This window comes from Flavobacterium sp. KACC 22763, assembly GCF_028736155.1.
Lineage (GTDB): Bacteria > Bacteroidota > Bacteroidia > Flavobacteriales > Flavobacteriaceae > Flavobacterium.
On record NZ_CP117879.1, the window covers coordinates 1,198,053 to 1,215,945 of the forward strand.

The 17,893-nt window shown below is 34.7% G+C and carries 18 protein-coding genes and 1 tRNA gene; 6 read left to right on the top strand and 13 right to left on the bottom strand.

What is annotated here, in order from left to right:
* Window positions 1-259: 259 nt before the first annotated feature.
* Complete coding sequence (locus PQ463_RS05145) at window positions 260-1,195, top strand: hypothetical protein (protein WP_274256631.1); 936 nt, start codon at window positions 260-262, stop codon at window positions 1,193-1,195.
* A 145-nt stretch (window positions 1,196-1,340) separates the two neighbouring features.
* Here PQ463_RS05145 and PQ463_RS05150 read toward each other — a convergent pair whose 3' ends face one another.
* The 5 genes from PQ463_RS05150 to PQ463_RS05170 all read right to left on the bottom strand — a co-directional run bounded on the left by PQ463_RS05150 (window position 1,341) and on the right by PQ463_RS05170 (window position 4,117).
* Window positions 1,341-1,526, bottom strand: a complete 186-nt coding sequence (locus tag PQ463_RS05150) for a hypothetical protein (protein WP_111378119.1) — start codon at window positions 1,524-1,526, stop codon at window positions 1,341-1,343.
* A 752-nt stretch (window positions 1,527-2,278) separates the two neighbouring features.
* Window positions 2,279-2,779 (bottom strand): hypothetical protein, encoded by a 501-nt coding sequence (locus PQ463_RS05155; protein WP_274256632.1) that lies wholly within the window; start codon window positions 2,777-2,779, stop codon window positions 2,279-2,281.
* A 13-nt stretch (window positions 2,780-2,792) separates the two neighbouring features.
* Window positions 2,793-3,539 (bottom strand): DUF3667 domain-containing protein, encoded by a 747-nt coding sequence (locus PQ463_RS05160; protein ID WP_274256633.1) that lies wholly within the window; start codon window positions 3,537-3,539, stop codon window positions 2,793-2,795.
* Window positions 3,523-3,867 (bottom strand): hypothetical protein, encoded by a 345-nt coding sequence (locus tag PQ463_RS05165; protein WP_274256634.1) that lies wholly within the window; start codon window positions 3,865-3,867, stop codon window positions 3,523-3,525. Before PQ463_RS05165 ends, PQ463_RS05160 begins: the two co-directional genes overlap by 17 nt.
* Before the next feature lie 176 nt (window positions 3,868-4,043).
* Window positions 4,044-4,117 (bottom strand) — tRNA-Arg (locus PQ463_RS05170).
* A gap of 114 nt (window positions 4,118-4,231) precedes the next feature.
* Here PQ463_RS05170 and PQ463_RS05175 point away from each other — a divergent pair.
* Complete coding sequence (locus PQ463_RS05175) at window positions 4,232-4,744, top strand: adenine phosphoribosyltransferase (RefSeq protein ID WP_274256635.1); 513 nt, start codon at window positions 4,232-4,234, stop codon at window positions 4,742-4,744.
* Here PQ463_RS05175 and PQ463_RS05180 read toward each other — a convergent pair.
* The 4 genes from PQ463_RS05180 to PQ463_RS05195 all read right to left on the bottom strand — a co-directional run bounded on the left by PQ463_RS05180 (window position 4,741) and on the right by PQ463_RS05195 (window position 7,216).
* Window positions 4,741-5,391, bottom strand: coding sequence for a response regulator transcription factor (locus PQ463_RS05180; RefSeq protein ID WP_274256636.1), 651 nt, complete (start codon window positions 5,389-5,391; stop codon window positions 4,741-4,743). The genes PQ463_RS05175 and PQ463_RS05180 overlap by 4 nt on opposite strands.
* Window positions 5,381-6,037: a sensor histidine kinase gene (locus PQ463_RS05185; RefSeq protein WP_274256637.1), complete on the bottom strand. Its 657-nt coding sequence runs from the start codon at window positions 6,035-6,037 to the stop codon at window positions 5,381-5,383. Before PQ463_RS05185 ends, PQ463_RS05180 begins: the two co-directional genes overlap by 11 nt.
* Before the next feature lie 98 nt (window positions 6,038-6,135).
* Window positions 6,136-6,783, bottom strand: coding sequence for a hypothetical protein (locus PQ463_RS05190; RefSeq protein WP_274256638.1), 648 nt, complete (start codon window positions 6,781-6,783; stop codon window positions 6,136-6,138).
* Window positions 6,784-6,790: 7 nt separating this feature from the next.
* A complete protein-coding gene (locus tag PQ463_RS05195; protein ID WP_274256639.1) occupies window positions 6,791-7,216 on the bottom strand; it encodes a hypothetical protein in 426 nt (141 codons plus the stop codon).
* A 452-nt stretch (window positions 7,217-7,668) separates the two neighbouring features.
* Here PQ463_RS05195 and PQ463_RS05200 point away from each other — a divergent pair, with 452 nt between their 5' ends.
* Window positions 7,669-8,490 carry an N-acetylmuramidase domain-containing protein gene (locus PQ463_RS05200; RefSeq protein ID WP_274256640.1) on the top strand — a complete coding sequence of 274 codons (822 nt, stop codon included), beginning with the start codon at window positions 7,669-7,671 and terminating at the stop codon, window positions 8,488-8,490.
* A gap of 200 nt (window positions 8,491-8,690) precedes the next feature.
* Here the strand turns inward: PQ463_RS05200 and pheT are convergent, their stop codons facing one another.
* The gene (gene pheT, locus PQ463_RS05205) at window positions 8,691-11,111 is read right to left on the bottom strand and encodes a phenylalanine--tRNA ligase subunit beta (protein ID WP_274256641.1); all 2,421 of its coding nucleotides are present in this window, start codon (window positions 11,109-11,111) and stop codon (window positions 8,691-8,693) included.
* A gap of 273 nt (window positions 11,112-11,384) precedes the next feature.
* Between pheT and PQ463_RS05210 the strand changes: the two genes are divergently transcribed.
* The 3 genes from PQ463_RS05210 to PQ463_RS05220 all read left to right on the top strand — a co-directional run bounded on the left by PQ463_RS05210 (window position 11,385) and on the right by PQ463_RS05220 (window position 14,429).
* Window positions 11,385-12,890: an aldehyde dehydrogenase family protein gene (locus PQ463_RS05210; RefSeq protein WP_274256642.1), complete on the top strand. Its 1,506-nt coding sequence runs from the start codon at window positions 11,385-11,387 to the stop codon at window positions 12,888-12,890.
* A 62-nt stretch (window positions 12,891-12,952) separates the two neighbouring features.
* On the top strand, window positions 12,953-13,987 hold the full coding sequence (adhP, locus tag PQ463_RS05215) for an alcohol dehydrogenase AdhP (RefSeq protein ID WP_274256643.1): 1,035 nt from the start codon (window positions 12,953-12,955) through the stop codon (window positions 13,985-13,987).
* Between the two features lie 67 nt (window positions 13,988-14,054).
* Window positions 14,055-14,429 carry a DUF779 domain-containing protein gene (locus PQ463_RS05220; RefSeq protein ID WP_274256644.1) on the top strand — a complete coding sequence of 125 codons (375 nt, stop codon included), beginning with the start codon at window positions 14,055-14,057 and terminating at the stop codon, window positions 14,427-14,429.
* 70 nt (window positions 14,430-14,499) lie between these two features.
* Here PQ463_RS05220 and PQ463_RS05225 read toward each other — a convergent pair whose 3' ends face one another.
* From PQ463_RS05225 to PQ463_RS05235, 3 genes are all read right to left on the bottom strand, one after another.
* A complete protein-coding gene (locus tag PQ463_RS05225; RefSeq protein ID WP_274256646.1) occupies window positions 14,500-15,423 on the bottom strand; it encodes an AraC family transcriptional regulator in 924 nt (307 codons plus the stop codon).
* A 71-nt stretch (window positions 15,424-15,494) separates the two neighbouring features.
* Window positions 15,495-16,358: a bestrophin family protein gene (locus tag PQ463_RS05230; protein WP_274256647.1), complete on the bottom strand. Its 864-nt coding sequence runs from the start codon at window positions 16,356-16,358 to the stop codon at window positions 15,495-15,497.
* Between the two features lie 218 nt (window positions 16,359-16,576).
* A complete protein-coding gene (locus PQ463_RS05235; RefSeq protein ID WP_111378108.1) occupies window positions 16,577-17,887 on the bottom strand; it encodes a TolC family protein in 1,311 nt (436 codons plus the stop codon).
* Window positions 17,888-17,893 lie beyond the last annotated feature (6 nt).

Here is a 17,893-nt window from a genome sequence, read left to right on the forward strand (position 1 = left end):
AATATTACGATATAAAATTTAATTAAAGCAAATTTGAATATGAAAATTTTCTTAAATGTGTTTATTTTTTATTTTGACTTACTGCGCAAAATAACTGCGCAGCTGCTGAATATCTTTGAATCAAAATAATACCTAAATTTGATAATTACTTGGCATACAGGGTAAGACGCTTTTTAGCGTACCGAACTCTATTTAGGGTAATCGGAAAGCAGGTGTTATTCTTTGGTGGGATTTATACTAATCAAAAACAACTTTAAAAATGAAAATTCATTATCAAGGCGAGCTTCCCATGATTGAAACGGAGACTTTTAAAAAATTTGAAAAAGAGTATGACAGCAATGCTGATTTTCTTGAAAATTTCTCAAATCTATTGAGCTTCAGCGGAAGAATAATTTCATTGATAACCGATAAAGAGCTTCTAAATGTCAGTGGCCATGTAATTGAGAATTCGGTACAGACGCTAAGAAGCATCAAATTGTGCTGTTCCATTGGGAGTTTTGCCGATGCCAATACTTTAGTAAGAAGATTAAGGGATGACCTGCTGCTTTATGTTTATACGCTGGCGGTTGTGAACCAAAGAAAACCTTTTACCCAAGATTCCCTTGATAATTTCAAAATGGATGATCTGGAGGCGTTTGTGGAAGGTTTTTCATCTTTGGAATTTAATCAGGTAATGACCGATGACGAAAAGGCTGTCGAGGCATGGCTGACCAACAAAGTTGTGGAAGCCCCTGCGGGAGTGAGGGGAAAATTAAGTTTTAAGAATTACATGAATGTCCTTGAACAGAATGAGAATATCAAGGAGGTGCTGACAGGTTATAACCTTCAGGGCTACTGGAAGGTTTTGACAGGGAAGCTTAATAATTATGTCCACAATAATGGAAGGCAGTTCTCCCAGCATAATCTGATACGATCAAGCAATGCACAGTTGGATATTTATCTTGGAAATGTCAATACAAGGATTTCGTATATATTAACCTTTTTTCTAATTACGATTTCGATGGTGGAATCCGCCCTATTGTGTTCTGGGGATATTGAAGACTATCTTGATATGGGAATGGACCCTCCGGAGGACTGCCAGTACGAAATCGCTCCTTTTATACAGGAATACATCGATAATAAAGTTTCGGGAATGCACCCTGAGCTAAAGCAGTTCCTGAAAGACAACAACAATCATGGAATGAAGATAGAATAAGGTGATGGATAATTTTAAGGTCAGAAGGATTATAAGCGGAAAAACCGAAGGAACTTCGGTTTTTCCGCTTTCAGGCTTTTTTCTGATTTTATAAATCTGTTTTAACTTTTTAAGATACAAAAAGATATGATTTATAGTTTTGTAATCATCCCTTTTTCTTTTTATCATTTTTTTCTAAAAAATGTTGTATTTGTATATTAGCCACCTTCCGAAGAAAATATAATATTTCTTCGGCAAGCTCAACTGTTACATTCATTCCTTCTTTTTTAAGCATTCTTTGTGCCTTTTCCGGAGAAATTTTCCCCTTGTATTGCTCATCTCTATAATTCATAATTTAGTTTTCTTATGTTAAATTATTCTTAATGTAAAGATAAGTTAAATGTTTTTGTAACTATAAATCAGTGTGTTAAGTTTGGTTTAAATCCTGAGTAGTCACCTCAACAGGATGTCTAAACCGTCTACTAAAGTAAGTTAAAACGTGTTAAAACATGGTAAAAAGCATAAAAAAAACGTTAAAACATAGGTTTTAACGTTTTTTTAGTAGTGACGGGGACAGGACAAATTACAACATCATTTTTGGATGATTTGAAGAAATTGGCCTTCTATATGTAGTGTCTGTCTTTCATTGGCGTTATGAATTTGGTTTAGATGTCCTGTTGGGGATTGATGCAAAAAATTATAAAAACTCAATTGATTTATTGTATTAAACTGATATATAAATTTACAAATTTTATGGAGGATTTGAAAAGATTGTTGAGCTTAAGGCAAGAATTGTCTTTCTTTGGCTTTGTGAATTGCTTTATAAAATTTAGGCTTATGCGGCACAAAAGCAATCCCATTCAGTAGCAAAGCGCTGAAAAGCTTCAGTGAGGCATGATGGAATGCTAGACCGGTGCTAATGATTAGAAAAATACAAATAAAAACTTCATATTCTTCATGCGCATCAAAAATTGGCGAATGTGCACATTCGGTTAAATATAAAAAAAAGCTTTAAACCGCCGGTTTAAAGCATTCGTTTAATTTATTGTTAACTTTTTCCTTGCCAGATATAGTTTTAAAATCTATACCTCAGCCAGAGTTTTTTTAAAGTTTGCGAAGCGTCACATCAGGTGCCTCTCCCTGAGGAACAATAAAAATCGCGGTGTTATTTACGCTGTCTCCCGGATCTAAATAATAGCCTGCAATTACAGGCAGCACGCCGCTTACGTATTTGCCCTCTTTATTATAATACCAGTATGTGGTGCTTACATTGTGCGCTTTTAATTTGAGCTCAATTTTCTTTGAGGTCAATTTCGCGCCTGTCGCGTTGATGCAGTCCAATTCCACAAGGCCGGCATTGGATGTGACCTGAGGGAAAGTGTTCATACGGATGTTGAAGCTTTTGTCAGAATTATTGACAAGATTGGCGCTTACCTTATAGCGCTCAAAATTTTTGCCCCCTACAGTCACGGACTCTTTATTGGTGATGCTGAATGTTACAGACAGGCCGTTTAGGTCAACGGTTTCCCCATCTTTGATTTTTTGGGCATTGGCATTGGAAAAAGACAGGGCCAGAACGGCAAAGAGAATAGTTAAGTTTTTCATGGTTTTAAAATGTTTAGGAAATTATAAGTATAATGGATGTTAAAATTAAAATCAGGGTGAATACCATGATCAGGTGGCTGCAAATGGATAGCAGCAATACTTTCCACCAGCCCATTTTATTGAAAAACTGGAAATTGGTCCAGTAGATTAAAAATAGATCCGCAGCATAGTAGGCATATATTAGGGTATCCAAAGATGGCTTGCCATTGCAGTACACCAGAAGGGGGAAAGTTACGAGATGGAGCACCAGCCTCTGGGATGCTTTAAAGGTATTTAAGACCAGATACTCAAAATAATTGTACTTCTGGCTTTTAAAGCTTATATAGGTCCCCAGACTGAATAGGGGGATGGTGGCCAGTGTATACCACGAATAATGATTGGATGTCCAATGGTTGATATATTCAGACAGTTCTTTCGAGTCTTCTGTTCTCGGCACAAAGAGATTGATGCCGTAATGATGGTAAAGCAGCCCGTATAGGGTCGCAAGAAGGATCACCATTGAAACGGGCTTGAAGTGGTTCACTCTTCTGCCCTCAATAAACTCCCTGATGCTGTGCCCGGGTCTTGTGAAGAGCTCTTTGACAGTATAGAAAACGCCTTTGTCAAAATGGAAAAGGCCGTGCTGTATATCATGCCAAAGAAAGTGCAGGTTGATCTTGTGGGTGTCGGCCGGCTGTCCGCAGTTGCTGCAGAATCTGCCGGTGAACGAGTGGTTACAGTTCTTGCAATTCACCATAAATGCATCAGTTTGCCTTTTCATATTCCAGTGTGCCTAGCTCGGGGCTGCTTATGGTTCTTTTGTCTGCGTCAAAATAGAGGATTTTGAATCTGACCGATACCACGCTGATGCTGATGGTGAGAAACTGATTGTCTTTGGACAGTTTCCATTTGCCTTTTCTTGTTTTATCCCCTGCGATCCCTTGGAAGACATTATTGTCCATAAATACCTGATAGGTATCCTCAGGCTGGGTCACCTGTCCATTTTTTGTCTGTTTTACAAGTTTCCATTTGCCCAGCAGCTCTTTTGAGGTTTGGGAGAATGCGGCCGCGCTAAAGACAAGCATTAGCATAAATACTATTTTCTTCATTTTAACAGTTGGTTTATTCAAAATTAAAAAAAAGATCAGATTTTTTTTTTTTTTTTTGGTTTATTTTTAATCGGCGGACTATAGAAATAAATCAATTTTCAGCTTGCGGTCCATCAGCAATTATGTTTAAAAAAAAAATGGCGCCAATTGTCTTCAATTGGCGCCATTTGGCTTTGTGACCTCGACAGGATTCAAACCTGTAACCTTCTGAGCCGTAATCAGATGCGCTATTCAGTTGCGCCACGAGGCCTTTTTGTTATCAATTAGCTATTTTTTTGTAGCTTTGTTGATTGCTTATTGCGGGTGCAAAGATAGACATAAAAGTGACATATACAAGCAAAAAATAACAGAAAATTTAAAAAAAATGAAGATAGAAAATTATATACGTGATATTCAGGGATTTCCAAAAGAAGGAATTTTATTTAAAGATATCACACCTTTGCTTATTAACCCTGAAGCGCGAACAAATTGCTTAAGAATTTTGGTAAACTCTTTAGAAAATCAAAAAATAGATAAGGTTGTCGGTGCAGAATCACGTGGTTTTTTCTTCGGAATGTTGCTTGCTCAAGAATTAAATGCTGGATTTGTTCCAGTAAGGAAACCCAAAAAGCTTCCGTTTGATACAATTTCGGCTTCCTACGAGTTAGAATACGGAACTGATAGCTTGGAAATGCATACAGATGCCATCAAAAAAGGAGATCGTGTTTTAATTCATGACGATGTATTGGCTACTGGTGGGACAGCTAAAGCAGTTTGCGAATTAGTAGAGAAACTAGGTGGCGAAATTGTACAATGCAATTTCCTGATGGAACTGACTTTCCTTAACGGAAGAGAAAAAATTGCGGCATATCCTGTTTTTGCAGCGTTAACGTATTAAACAAAAACAATTTTATGCTTAATGGCATAAAGTACTAGTCCGATTCGGGTTTTTATTTCCAGTTTATCAAAAAGTGATTCTCTATAGCCGTCAATGGTTTTAGGGCTCAAACACATTTCTGATGCAATTTCTTTATACGTCATTTCAGTGCAGGCATGTTTGATAAAAACAATCTCTTTTTCTTTTAGACAGATCTTTTTGTTATCGCTGTTAACTTTATTAATCAGCATTCCAGAAACGAGTTCGGTAAAATAAAAACCCTTTTCGATGACGCATTCAATTGCTTCTTTGAATATCTCGGGCGAAGTATCTTTCAGTAGGTAGCCTTTTGCTCCGTTTGTAATCATCTTAATTATAATTTCTTCGTCGTCATTTACAGACAAAGCAATTACTTTTAGGTCAGGTCTGTTGTCTTTAAGCCATTGCATAGTGCTTAATCCGTCAAGGACAGGCATATTGACATCCAACAGAACAAGATCGGTTTCATTGGAATTATTTTCTTCAAGAAAGTCTATAAAAACTTTTCCGTTTTCAAAACGTTCTATAACTTCATAATCGCCAAAACTTTTAATCAGCAATTCAAGAGACTGGGAAAAAAGTAAATGATCGTCTACAATTATTATTTTTCTTTTAGAGTTAGTCTTCATGGTTTAGGGGTAAAGGATATTCGATAGTTACACTGGTTCCGGTGCTGTCTGAGTTTAGAATTAATTCGGCGCCAATAAGTTTGGCTCTTAATTTCATATTGTTTAATCCGATTCCTGAATTTGACTTTTCGAGGTCATATCCAATTCCGAAGTCTTTTAGTTTCAACATAAAAAGAGAATCAGTAGTTTCGATATGAACATCAAATAAATCGCTTCTGGAATGTTTTAAACTGTTATGAAGCGCTTCTTGGAAAATTCTGTAAATAATGAGTTCATGTTCTTTGTTTATTGTGGGAACTGCTCCAATTTGGCTAAAATTGAATTTAATCTTTTTGAGCTTTTTAATCCTTTCAAAATCCTGCTGAATAGCTTCAAGAAAGTTATTTTGAAGTAGATTGTCTTTGTTTATGATTCTAGAAAGAATTCGTAATTCGTCTAAAGATTTTGCGAGTAGAGCTTTTAAATCTTTAAGTTCGTTCATTTGGACATCCTTGCTGCTAATACAGATATTGAGCTGCATAATAGCAACCGAAATAATCTGTCCAATATTATCGTGTAATTCCTTGCTGATTTCGCATAAAGTTTGATCCTTTATCTCAATCCTTGTTTTGACCAATTCGGATTGGAAATACAAATCAGCTTCCATTTTTTCGACTAAAAACTTATTTTTTTTCTTTAAAAAATAGAAGAAAATAACGAGCAAAATAACGATTAGGGTAAAGAAAACAATACCCAGGGAAATAACTAATAGTTGTATTTCTTTTCGCTCCATATAAATCCGATTATAAAACAGCTATGCGCCAGAAAATTTAAAATAAAGACGACCAAGCTAAATACAGAATCGTCTTGTTTTATTAAAAACCAATTGATAGCCAGCATAAAAGGTGTAAAAGGAACATGAAAAACGAGTATGCCTAGAATGTACCAGAAAAAAACCGATTTTTTAAAATTCAATATTTTTTCTGAGTTGAATATCTCGATCAGGTAAAGGCAGGATAATATTAAAACTAATAATACACCAATTGCAAAACTATAGGTAAAAGAACGGTTGATGTCTTCTTTGAAATATAAAATATTTAAGAAAAAGGAAACAATAAACAGAATTAAAAAAAGAACAGCCGAAATTCTGTGATCTTTTTTAGTAAGTAGGGCTCTTAAAAGTAAAATATAGGCAGAGAGGCTGGCAAACATGTAGAAATTATAAACGTGAAAATTCAGCAAACCCGTCCATTGGGTAAAATAATAGCCTACAATTTCTATTACAACAGAAAACCAGATTAAAAGTACTAAAAATTTAGCTTTATTGCTAGGAAGTTTTGGTAATGCAAACAAACCAATAGTTCCTGACAATAAAGCCAAATAAATGATATAAGATCTTAAAAATTCGAACATATTTTTTTTAGTAAATTAGGCTTGGTGGTCTTCCAATGTTTCCATAATTCATTGGTTCAATGTCTTGTAGGTCTGAAGAAGCTTCTTGCATTAAAGCAAAACCTTGTACTTGTGTATTATTTTCTGCTTTTTTTCCTGTTGGAACCAGAAACAAAGTAGTCATTCCTGCTTTTTCTCCATGTTTTTCATCCTCAGGATAAACTCCAAAATAAAAACGGATTCCATCAACATTGTAACCGTCTTTTGCGCCATTAGTTTTTATATAATGAATGTAGTTTTCTAATTCTTCTAGAGAATACCAAATGGCATTAGCATCTTCTTTTTCCTCTATCCCAGCTCTAAGAGAAGCTCTTTTATTGTTGTAATTTGCATTTAATTGTTTGGCAAATTCTTTTGTAATCAATTGACTAGGTTTTGCAGGTGGATTTTTCATAGTTTTTTATTGTTAATTGGTTTAAATGTTTAGTTAACAGTTTTTTGAGTTTGTTTACAGGACAAAATTATCTGAAACAGAAAATTTCGACAAGGGGAAATATACCCTTTTTTGTTTAGTAAAATTATCTAAAAAATCGGGTTAAAGTACTGTTGTGTAGTATTTTATAAAAATATAATTTTACATCGCCAGTTTTGAGATAAAAAACAGACATTCAAAAGGTAGTTTCTTAAATAATTATTTTTTTGAGATTATATCACGGCCATTATCAGTTCTAAGTTTAGTTAGATTGTTTTGCAATCAAAATCTAAATTCTCGACCCTTATATTGTTCAGTTTTATTGCAAAAAGTACTGCGAACAATAATATTCTGATTTCTACAAAGTCAATTATTTTGACAAAATGATCTCCTTGATTTCTTCAAACATCAAGTAAAACCAAAAACATAAAATAATGAGAACCATAAAAGCAGGTACAAAATCTCCTGAAGTTTATTACTTAAATGAGCTTTTGGCAAAATTAAAATACAGTGTAATTGTTTCCGATTATTTCGGAAAAGAAACAGATAAAGCAATCAAGGATTTTCAGTTGAAAAACAGTCTTGTGGTTGATGGAGTAGTGGGGTTTAAAACTTGGTCGACGCTTTTAGAAAAAAGCAAAAATGGTTTGTCGACAAGTAGTAAATTGCTATCTGAACAGGATTTAATCGACTTTTCGAATCAGTTTAAGTTAGAACTCGCAGTTGTAAAAGCGGTTAACGAAGTTGAAAGCAACGGAAAAGGTTTTTTAATTGATGGACGTCCGAAAATTTTATTTGAAGGACATATTTTTTGGAATGAATTGAAGAAAAGAAATATCGATCCGAAGACTTTTGTTAATGCAAATACACAGGATATTTTGTTTGAAAATTATACTAAGAAGTATTATGTTGGTGGAACAGCCGAATACGTACGCTTAGAAAAGGCAAAGAAGCTTGGCTCAGACAAAAAAATAGCTGATGCGGCAAATTGTTCAGCTTCTTGGGGACTTTTTCAAATTATGGGCTTTAATGCAGTTTCTATAGGGTATAGCAGTATTGATGAGTTTGTAGATAAAATGAATCAGAATGAAGGGGAACATCTCAAAGCTTTTGGACGATTTCTTGAGAAGAATAATTTGATCGGATTGCTACGAAATAAAAATTGGGCTTCGTTTGCCCTAAAATACAACGGACCAGCTTATAAAACCAATAAATACGATGAAAAGCTGATGAGAGCGTATCAGAAATATGCTTAAGAATTAAAAATTAAAAATTGATAATTATTAAGATTAAACCTTTGCGAATCTTTGCGTAAATCTTAGCGCTCTTTGCGGTAAAACTACACTCAAAGTATATCAACCTGAAACCTGAAACCTGAAACCTGAAACTTGAAACAAAAAATAAACCCGACAAATCTTAGACCTGTCGGGTTTTATATTTTAGAATTTGAAATAATCTATCTTAAACTTGCTCCAAGTTCCGTTTCAAATGTCTGCTGTAATTTAGACATGATTTTGTCGATTTGAGCGTCAGTTAAAGTTTTCGTATTGTCTTGAATAGTAAAACTCAAAGCATACGATTTTTTTCCTTCTGGCAATTTGTCTCCTTGATAAACGTCAAATAAATTAACATCTTTTAAAAGCGTTTTTTCCGTTTGTTTAGCCAAATTGAAGATGCTTTCATAAGTTGTGCTTTGATCAATTAATAAAGCTAAATCTCTACGAACTTCTGGATATTTAGGGATTTCAGTGTATTTGATTTTTCCTGTAATGATTTTTAGAACCAAATCCCAGTTAAAATCAGCGTAATAAACATCTTGTTTAATACCGAAATGCTTTAAAATAGGCTTTTTAATAACGCCCATTTCAACCAAAATATCATTATTGTAAGTAATTGCAGTTCCTTCAGAATAAATATCTGATTGAACAGGTGCGTTTGAAATTTTTTCAATTCCTAAACGAGATAAAATCGCCTTTACATATCCCTTCAACAAGAAGAAATCTGTTGTTTTTTGCGGACTTGTCCAGCTTTCCTTGTTTCTGTTTCCGGAAACTAATAAAGAAAGGTGTTTGTGCTCTTCGTATCCGTTTAGATACTTATGGTATGTTTTTCCGAACTCAAATAATTTTAAATCCGAATTTTTTCTATTAATGTTGTATGAAACCGCTTCTAAACCAGAAAACAACAAAGACTGGCGAAGTGTCGCTAAGTCACTACTCAACGGATTCAACATCGATACATTGTGTTCTTCTTTTAATGAAGCAGATAATTTCGCGTAAGCCGCAGTTGTCAATGAATTAGCCATCATTTCGTGAAAGCCTTGAGAATTCAATTGAGAAGCAATTACGTTTTGCACTTTGTAATCTTCTGTTCTTGGCGAATTGGCTACAGTAGCATTAAATTTCTTAGAGAAGTTAATATTGTTGTATCCGTAAACTCTCAGGATTTCTTCTATTACGTCAATTTCACGCTGAACATCTACACGGTATGCAGGAATTGTTAAACCTAAACCAGTATCAGAAACACTGTTTACTTTAATGTCTAAAGAAACAAGAATCTTTTTGATGGTATCTTTCGAAATTTCCTGTCCGATGATTTTAGAAACATGGCTGAAATTCAATAAAACAGAGAAATCTTCCACTTTTTTAGGATAAACTTCAACAACATCAGAAGTGATTTTTCCACCGGCAACTTCTTGAATTAGAAGTGCTGCACGTTTCAAAGCATATTCTGTAATCGTTGGGTCAATTCCTCTTTCAAATCTAAAAGAAGCGTCAGTACTTAATTGATGTCTTTTTGCCGTTTTACGAATGCTTACAGGGTCAAAATAAGCACTTTCTAAGAAAATAGATGTTGTGCCTTCAGTAACTCCAGATTTTTTACCTCCGAAAACTCCAGCAATACATAATGGACCTTTTTCGTCACAAATCATTAAGTCTTCTTTATGAAGCGTTCTTTCAACATCGTCAAGAGTAACAAATTTAGTTCCTTCAGCAACTGTCTTTACAATTATTTTACCGTTGATTTTTGCAGCATCAAAAGCATGTAAAGGCTGTCCTAATTCATGAAGAACATAATTCGTAACGTCAACAATATTATTTTTTGGAGTTAATCCGATTGCTTTTAAACGGTCTTGTAGCCAGCTTGGAGATTCATGTACAGAAATTCCAGAAATAGTTACACCACAGTATCTCGGAGCTAAATGATTGTCTTCAACATTTACGTCAATTTTCAGCGTACGCATGTCCACTCTGAAATTGCTTACAGAAGGCGTAATCAATTCTACGTTTACACCACGTTGTAGCATTCCTGCTCTTAAATCACGTGCAGTTCCAAAATGGCTCATGGCATCGGCACGGTTTGGCGTCAATCCGATTTCGAAAACCTCATCATTTGCAATTTGGAAAACTTCAGAAGCAGGAGTTCCAGGAACCAAATCTTCTGCCAAAACCATAATTCCGTCGTGGCTAGTTCCTAAACCTAATTCATCTTCAGCACAGATCATTCCGTGACTTTCCTGTCCGCGAATTTTTCCTTTTTTAATGGTAAATTCTGCACCCTCTTTATCGTATAAAACGGTTCCAATAGTAGCAACTGGCACTTTTTGTCCTGCAGCCACGTTTGCAGCGCCACACACAATTTGTACGGGAGCTTCTAAACCAATATTAACTGTAGTAACTTTCAATCTATCAGCATCAGGATGTTTTTCGCATGTCAAAACGTGTCCAACAACAACGCCTGCCAAACCTCCTTTAATAGATTCGTATTTTTCAACAACTTCAACTTCTAAACCTAAATCTGTTAGTAATTCAGAAGTCTGCTCAGATGTCCAATCTGTTTTAATAAATTGTTTTAACCAGTTGTAAGATATTTTCATTGTAGTTCTTTAATTCTTTGTATGAGGTTACAAATATAAGGATTGCGCGTTGGAGTAGGAAAAAATTGAGTAGTTTTTTCTAGTTGTTTTTAATTGACCGAAAAATGCTGCCTACTAATTATTTAGCAAATTTTAGATTAAAATTTTGATAAATGATTAGTATAAAAGATTAAAAAAACTGAATGTGTAATTTTTGTGCTACAAGATGAATGAATAATGCTATTCTTTTTCTTTTTATGAAACTAAATTTGGAGTAAATCAAAAAAGAATATTATGAGTACCGCAGTAAAAAGACCTGAATTTAAGGCAAAATACGATAACTATATAGGTGGAAAATTTGTAGCGCCAATTACAGGAGAATACTTTGATGTAGTTTCTCCTATTGATGGAAAAGTATTTACAAAAGCAGCGCATTCTGGTAAAGAAGACTTAGAATTGGCTGTTGATACTGCTTATGAAGCATTTAAAACGTGGGGAAAAACTTCTGTAACTGAAAGAAGCATTTTACTAAATAAGATTGCACAAAAAATTGAAGACAATTTAGAATATATTGCAGCAGTTGAAACGGTAGACAACGGAAAACCAATCCGCGAAACACTTGCGGCAGATATTCCGTTAGCTATTGATCACTTTAGATACTTTGCCGGTGTAATTCGCGCAGAAGAAAGTGCGATTTCTGAACTAGATTCACAGACGGTTTCAATCGCTTTGAGCGAACCTCTTGGTGTTGTGGCTCAGATTATTCCGTGGAATTTCCCAATTTTAATGGCAGTCTGGAAAATTGCTCCAGCTCTTGCGGCTGGAAATACAATTGTCTTGAAACCAGCAGAAAGCACGCCAATTTCTATAATGGTTTTAATGGAATTAATTGGCGATATTCTTCCTCCAGGTGTTTTAAATATTGTAAACGGATTTGGAGCCGAATTAGGACGTCCGTTAGTAACCAATAAAAAAGTGTCTAAAGCTGCATTTACAGGTTCTACTACGACAGGGCGTTTGGTGATGCAATATGCCACAGAAAATATTATTCCGGTAACATTAGAATTGGGCGGAAAATCTCCAAATATTTTCTTCCCTTCAGTAGCAGATCATGACGATGATTTCTTTGACAAAGCTGTAGAAGGTGCGGTATTATTCGCTTTAAATCAAGGCGAAATATGTACTTGTCCTTCTAGATTATTAATTCACGAAGATATTTACGACAAGTTTATCAAAAAAGTAATTGAAAGAACCGAGGCCATTATTGTTGGAAATCCGTTAGATAAATCAACTATGATTGGCGCTCAGACTTCGATTGTTCAGAAAGAAAAAATCATGTCCTATATCAAACTAGGAAAAGAAGAAGGTGCAGAATTGCTGACTGGAGGTGATGAAAATAAATTGGGCGGAGATTTAGAAGGTGGTTATTATATTAAACCAACACTGTTTAAAGGTCACAACAAAATGAGAATTTTCCAAGAAGAGATTTTCGGGCCTGTTTTAGCGGTTACCACTTTCAAAACTACCGAAGAAGCGATCGAAATTGCCAATGATACCATGTATGGTTTAGGCGCTGGAGTTTGGACACGCGATGCTCATGAAATTTATCAGGTTCCTAGAGCAATTCAGTCAGGTCGTGTTTGGATTAATCAATATCATTCTTATCCTGCTGGCGCTCCGTTTGGAGGCTACAAACAATCTGGAATTGGTCGTGAAAACCATAAAATGATGCTGAGTCAGTATCGCCAAACCAAAAACATGCTGATTTCTTACGATAAAAAGAAATTGGGATTCTTCTAAAGAGAATATAAACTTGAGAATAGAAAGCCATAAGTTTTCTATTCTCTTAAAATCATAGAATTATGCTTCCAAAAACAATGAAAGCTGCGGTCGTTAGAGAATTTGGTTCTCTTCTGAAAATTGAAGAAGTCGAAGTAAAACGCCCAGGTAGAAATGAAATTCTTGTAAAAGTAATTGCAAGCGGAGTGTGTCACACCGATTTACATGCTGTAGAAGGCGATTGGCCGGTTAAACCTAAAATGCCATTAATTCCAGGACATGAAGCTGTCGGATATGTTGTTGCAGTAGGACCAGAAGTAAAAAATGTAAAAGAGGGAGACGCTGTTGGTGTGCCTTGGCTGTATAGTGCATGTGGTGGTTGTGATCATTGCATTACGGGTTGGGAAACCTTATGCGAAAGCCAGCAGAATGGAGGTTACAGCGTAGATGGCGGATTTGCAGAATATGTAATTGCAGATGCCAGATATGTTGGAATTTTACCTTCTAACGTGAATTTTATCGAAATGGCTCCGATTTTATGTGCTGGCGTTACAGTTTACAAAGGGTTAAAAGAAACTGAGGTGAAACCTGGCGAATGGGTAGCAATTTCTGGAATTGGAGGTTTAGGGCATGTTGCTGTACAATATGCAAAAGCTATGGGAATGAATGTGGCCGCAATTGATATTGGAGATGATAAATTGGAACTGGCAAAAAAATTAGGCGCCGATTTGGTGGTGAATGCAAAAAATCAAAATCCTGGAGAATTCTTAAAGAAAGAAGTCGGTGGAATGCATGGGGCGTTGGTTACCGCAGTTTCTCCAATTGCTTTCAAGCAAGGTCTTGAAACATTGAGAAGAAAAGGTACAATGGCATTAAACGGACTTCCTCCAGGCAATTTTGATTTGTCTATTTTCGATACTGTTTTAAATAGAATCACCATTAGGGGTTCTATTGTCGGAACTCGAAAAGATATGAAAGAAGCAATTGAATTTGCCGTTGATGGAAAAGTCAAAGCTACTGTAACGCCTACAAAACTGGAAGACATTAACAATGTTTTTGACAAAATGAAAAAAGGTGAAATAGAAGGTAGAATAGTGCTGGATATAGCACAATCATAAATAGGTGGTTTATGTTGAAGCAGTAAATTCTTAATTGAATTTGCTGCTTTTTTTAATTTTGAAAGCGATGATTAAACGAATTGATGCAACTGAAAAAGCAATTGAACTGATAAAAGTTTTAAAGGAAAAACACGGCGACCTAATGTTTTATCAAGCTGGCGGATGCTGTGAGGGCACTCAACCCCAATGTTTTGAAAAAGGCGGTTATTATCAGCGAACTGGAGATGTTTGCATAGGAACTGTTGAACATACCGAATTTTGGGTCGACAAAGATTTATTTGAATATTGGAAACATGCTCATTTTACGCTAACAGTAATTGATGCATTTGGTGTAGGAGGTTTTTCATTAGAAACTCCGCTAAAAAAGACTTTTCAAATAGAATACCGCATTTTCACGCCAGAAGAGGAGTTGAATCTAGAGCCGGTTACAAGGATTGAATGAGTTTTTTGTTTCAGGTTTCAGGTTTCAAGTTGAAAAACTTAGAATCTTAGCATCTTAGAACCTTAGTATCTTAATTGATATAAAGTAACTGATACTGTTTCGGTGTAATTCCCTCGTGTTTTTTAAATAATCTGATAAAGTAATTGGCATCTTCAAAGCCAGCCAAATAACAAACTTCATTGATCTGCAATGTTGGATTTTTCAAAAGATTTTTGGCGCATTTTATTTTCTCATTCAAAATATATTCAATCGGACTCATTCCGAGTTCACGCTTAAAGAAACGATAGAAAGAAGTGGTGCTCATACACGCTTTTTCACTCAATGATTTTAAGCTGATATCTTCTTTCAGATTTTTTTTGATGTATTCTGTGACTTCTTTTATTGGATTATTGGCATCTAAAAATTTTCCTTCGTCAATAGATTTAACTGTTTGGGTCTGAATAATTCTGATTAATAATTCTTTTAAAGTCAAATCGGCAAAAATATCTTTAGTAATCGATGTGCTCATGCATTCCTTTATGAGTTTATTGATTGTTGCAGCCATTTCTACATTATTGTAAAAGAAATAGTTCTGGTAATTTAGCTGCCAGTACATATTGGTTCCTTCCTTCGGATATTGTTCGTTTAGGAAGTTTAGAATCTCTGCAATTTTATCCTGATCAATAGCCAATGCTAAACATTGTGTAGGATTGTTTTTTGAAGCTTCAGGAAAATCAATTTTCATTTCTACATTTGATGGCACAATAACTGTTTCGCCAGGAAGATAAACAAATTCAGGATCATCAAAAAGATGCATTATTTTCTTGCCTCTCAGCATGCTGGTGACCACCAAATCATTAAATTTCAAAGGAACTTTATGTGTCGATTCGTAAGTTTCAAATAGATTTAATTCGCAATTATTAAGATTGTAAATAGTTCTGTTTTCTACAAGAGTTTTTAATGATTTCTCTTGCGATAATTGAAGCGGATTGACTAAAAATCGTTGATTGTTCATTAAATTTATTTTTTGGTGAAGACTCTAAATTTAATGAAAATAAAAATATAAACGGCAGATTTAACGTTTTGTTAAATCAGTTCTTCCACATGTTTTTTGATGTTTTCGGATATTTTTCTTGTTGGAAGATCATTCTCGTCATTTCCAAACGGATCTTCAATTTCTTCGGCAATTAGCTCTAAGCTAGCCAACACATAAAATATGAAAACCACTACAGGAGCTACCAGATAACCTAAACTTACAGAATATCCAAACGGAAGCGTCATGGTGTAAAAGAAGATGAATTTCTTTATAAAAGCGCTGTAAGAGTAGGGAATAGGCGTATTTTTGATACGTTCGCAAGCGCCACAGATATCTGTAAAAGCAACTAATTCATCATTTAAAGTAATGAGCTGCTCTCCCGTTATTTTTCCTGCATCATACAAATCATTGATTTTATGATACATGATTCTTTTTAACTGATTTGGTTTGTGTTTATGATGGTCAATTTCCAAATCAACATCTTCAAAAAGCTGTTTGCTGGTATCTTCATCTTTTAAGTGTTGATTCAGAATATCAGCATACATGGGAATGAATTTTCTAAAAAACTTTCTGTCATTTTCATCTTTTAAAATCGCAGAAAGTTTTATGGCTAGATTACGGCTATTATTTACTAGTCCGCCCCAAAGTTTGCGTCCTTCCCACCATCTGTCATAAGCTGTATTGGTTCTAAAAACAAGCAAAAGCGAAATAACGAATCCAAGCATTCCGTGCATCATTGGAATGTTGTGGATGTAATCGTTTTTGGTTACTTTAAAATATTGAAGTTCGAGATAACATACTATGGTTGCGTAGATTCCAATTGCAATCATAATCGTAAACAGTTTTCGAACAGTATCCGATTTATGAAAATGAAAAATAAACGTAAACCAGTCTTTGGTATTGTATGTGATCATTGAAGCGTGTTTTGAAACAAATTTAAAGTAAAAATCACCTTTTGAACGTAAAATGGAAAAAAATATTTCAACAAATGGAAACATAATTCGACTAACGATTAAAGGCGTTTCACTTACATAAATACATATAGCTATGTTTTTTAAAGTAAGTGAAACGCCTTTTTTTAAAGTTCTAAGACTATGTTTCTATGTGTTGAAATTATTTACAGGTAAGTGAATTAAAAATTAATATTTCCTGCTAATTCTTTTAGAGCGATTTCAGATAGTTTTGCTTCGTACTGTGCGTTGCTGTAACGTACTTTTGCATTAACATAATTTAGCTGAGCAGTTCTAAAATCAAGTGTTGTGATGGTTCCAATTTTAAATTTGTCTAGTGTGATTTCTAAATTCTGTCTAGCGATAGCCTCATTGTTTTCTTCTAAATCAATTAGCTCTAGATTGGTTAAATACGTTTGAAAAGCGGTGCTTAATTGTGTATTTAGAATCGTGTTTTGCTGTTCTATGGCAATCTGCGAATTTTCAATCTGCAGTTTGGCTACTTTTTCATTTCGATGCTGATTGAAACCATCAAATATGTTCATAGAAGCATTAAAACCATAATTTAAACCTCTTGAAGAAGTCTCACTGGTAAAACCTAAACTAGATTGGCTTTCAGAGAAATTATATCCCGAAGTAAGTCTTAAAGTAGGGTAGCGGTCTGCTTTTACCTGTTTCAATTGTAATTCGGCTATGCGTTTATTGATAATTTGCGTCTCTAGACCTGGATTTTGTTTTTGGGCTAAATCCATTAAATCAGCCAACACCAATTTATTGTCCACTTTTACTTCGTCTGTAACCTTGAAATCAATTTTTGGATCACGCGCTAAATATTGGTTCAATAAAATTTTGCCATTAGCATAAGATTCCTTTTGTCTTAACAAAGCCACTTGATCTGAGTTTAAATCGACCTGTGCGTTTAAAACCTCCAATTTTGAAGCTTTTCCAATACTGAAACGGTTTTTAGCCAAAGTTAAACGCTGATTCGAAATTACGATTGTTGTATCTAATGCAGCCAACTGCTGCTGTTGTAAAACTAAATCGTAATAAGCAGAATTTACTTGAGCAATTTTAAGTAAAATAGTTCTTTTAAGTTCTGCATCGCCTAATTTTTGAAGCTCCTTTAACTGATCCAGTTTAGCAAACATTTTCATTCCGTCAAAAACAGTCCAACCTAAACTTACGCCATAAGTTAAACTGTTATTTTTGGCATTATCTAAGGAAGTAGATGTTCCGTCTTGTCTTACTTGTGTAGAATTTGTGATGCTGTTGTTGTCAGTAATATTTGCCGTTGCTGTAGGCAGCATTCCTGCATTTCCAATAGTAACATTTGTTTCGTTTATTTTGGAATTGTTTTTAGCAATTTTAATCTCAAAATTATTCTCCAAAGCTATGCTCATAGCTTGTTCAATAGTAAGGACTTCCTGTGCTTTTGTCTGAATTGCACAAAAAAGCAGGATAAGTACTGTACAGTATATTTTTTTGATATTCATATTCGT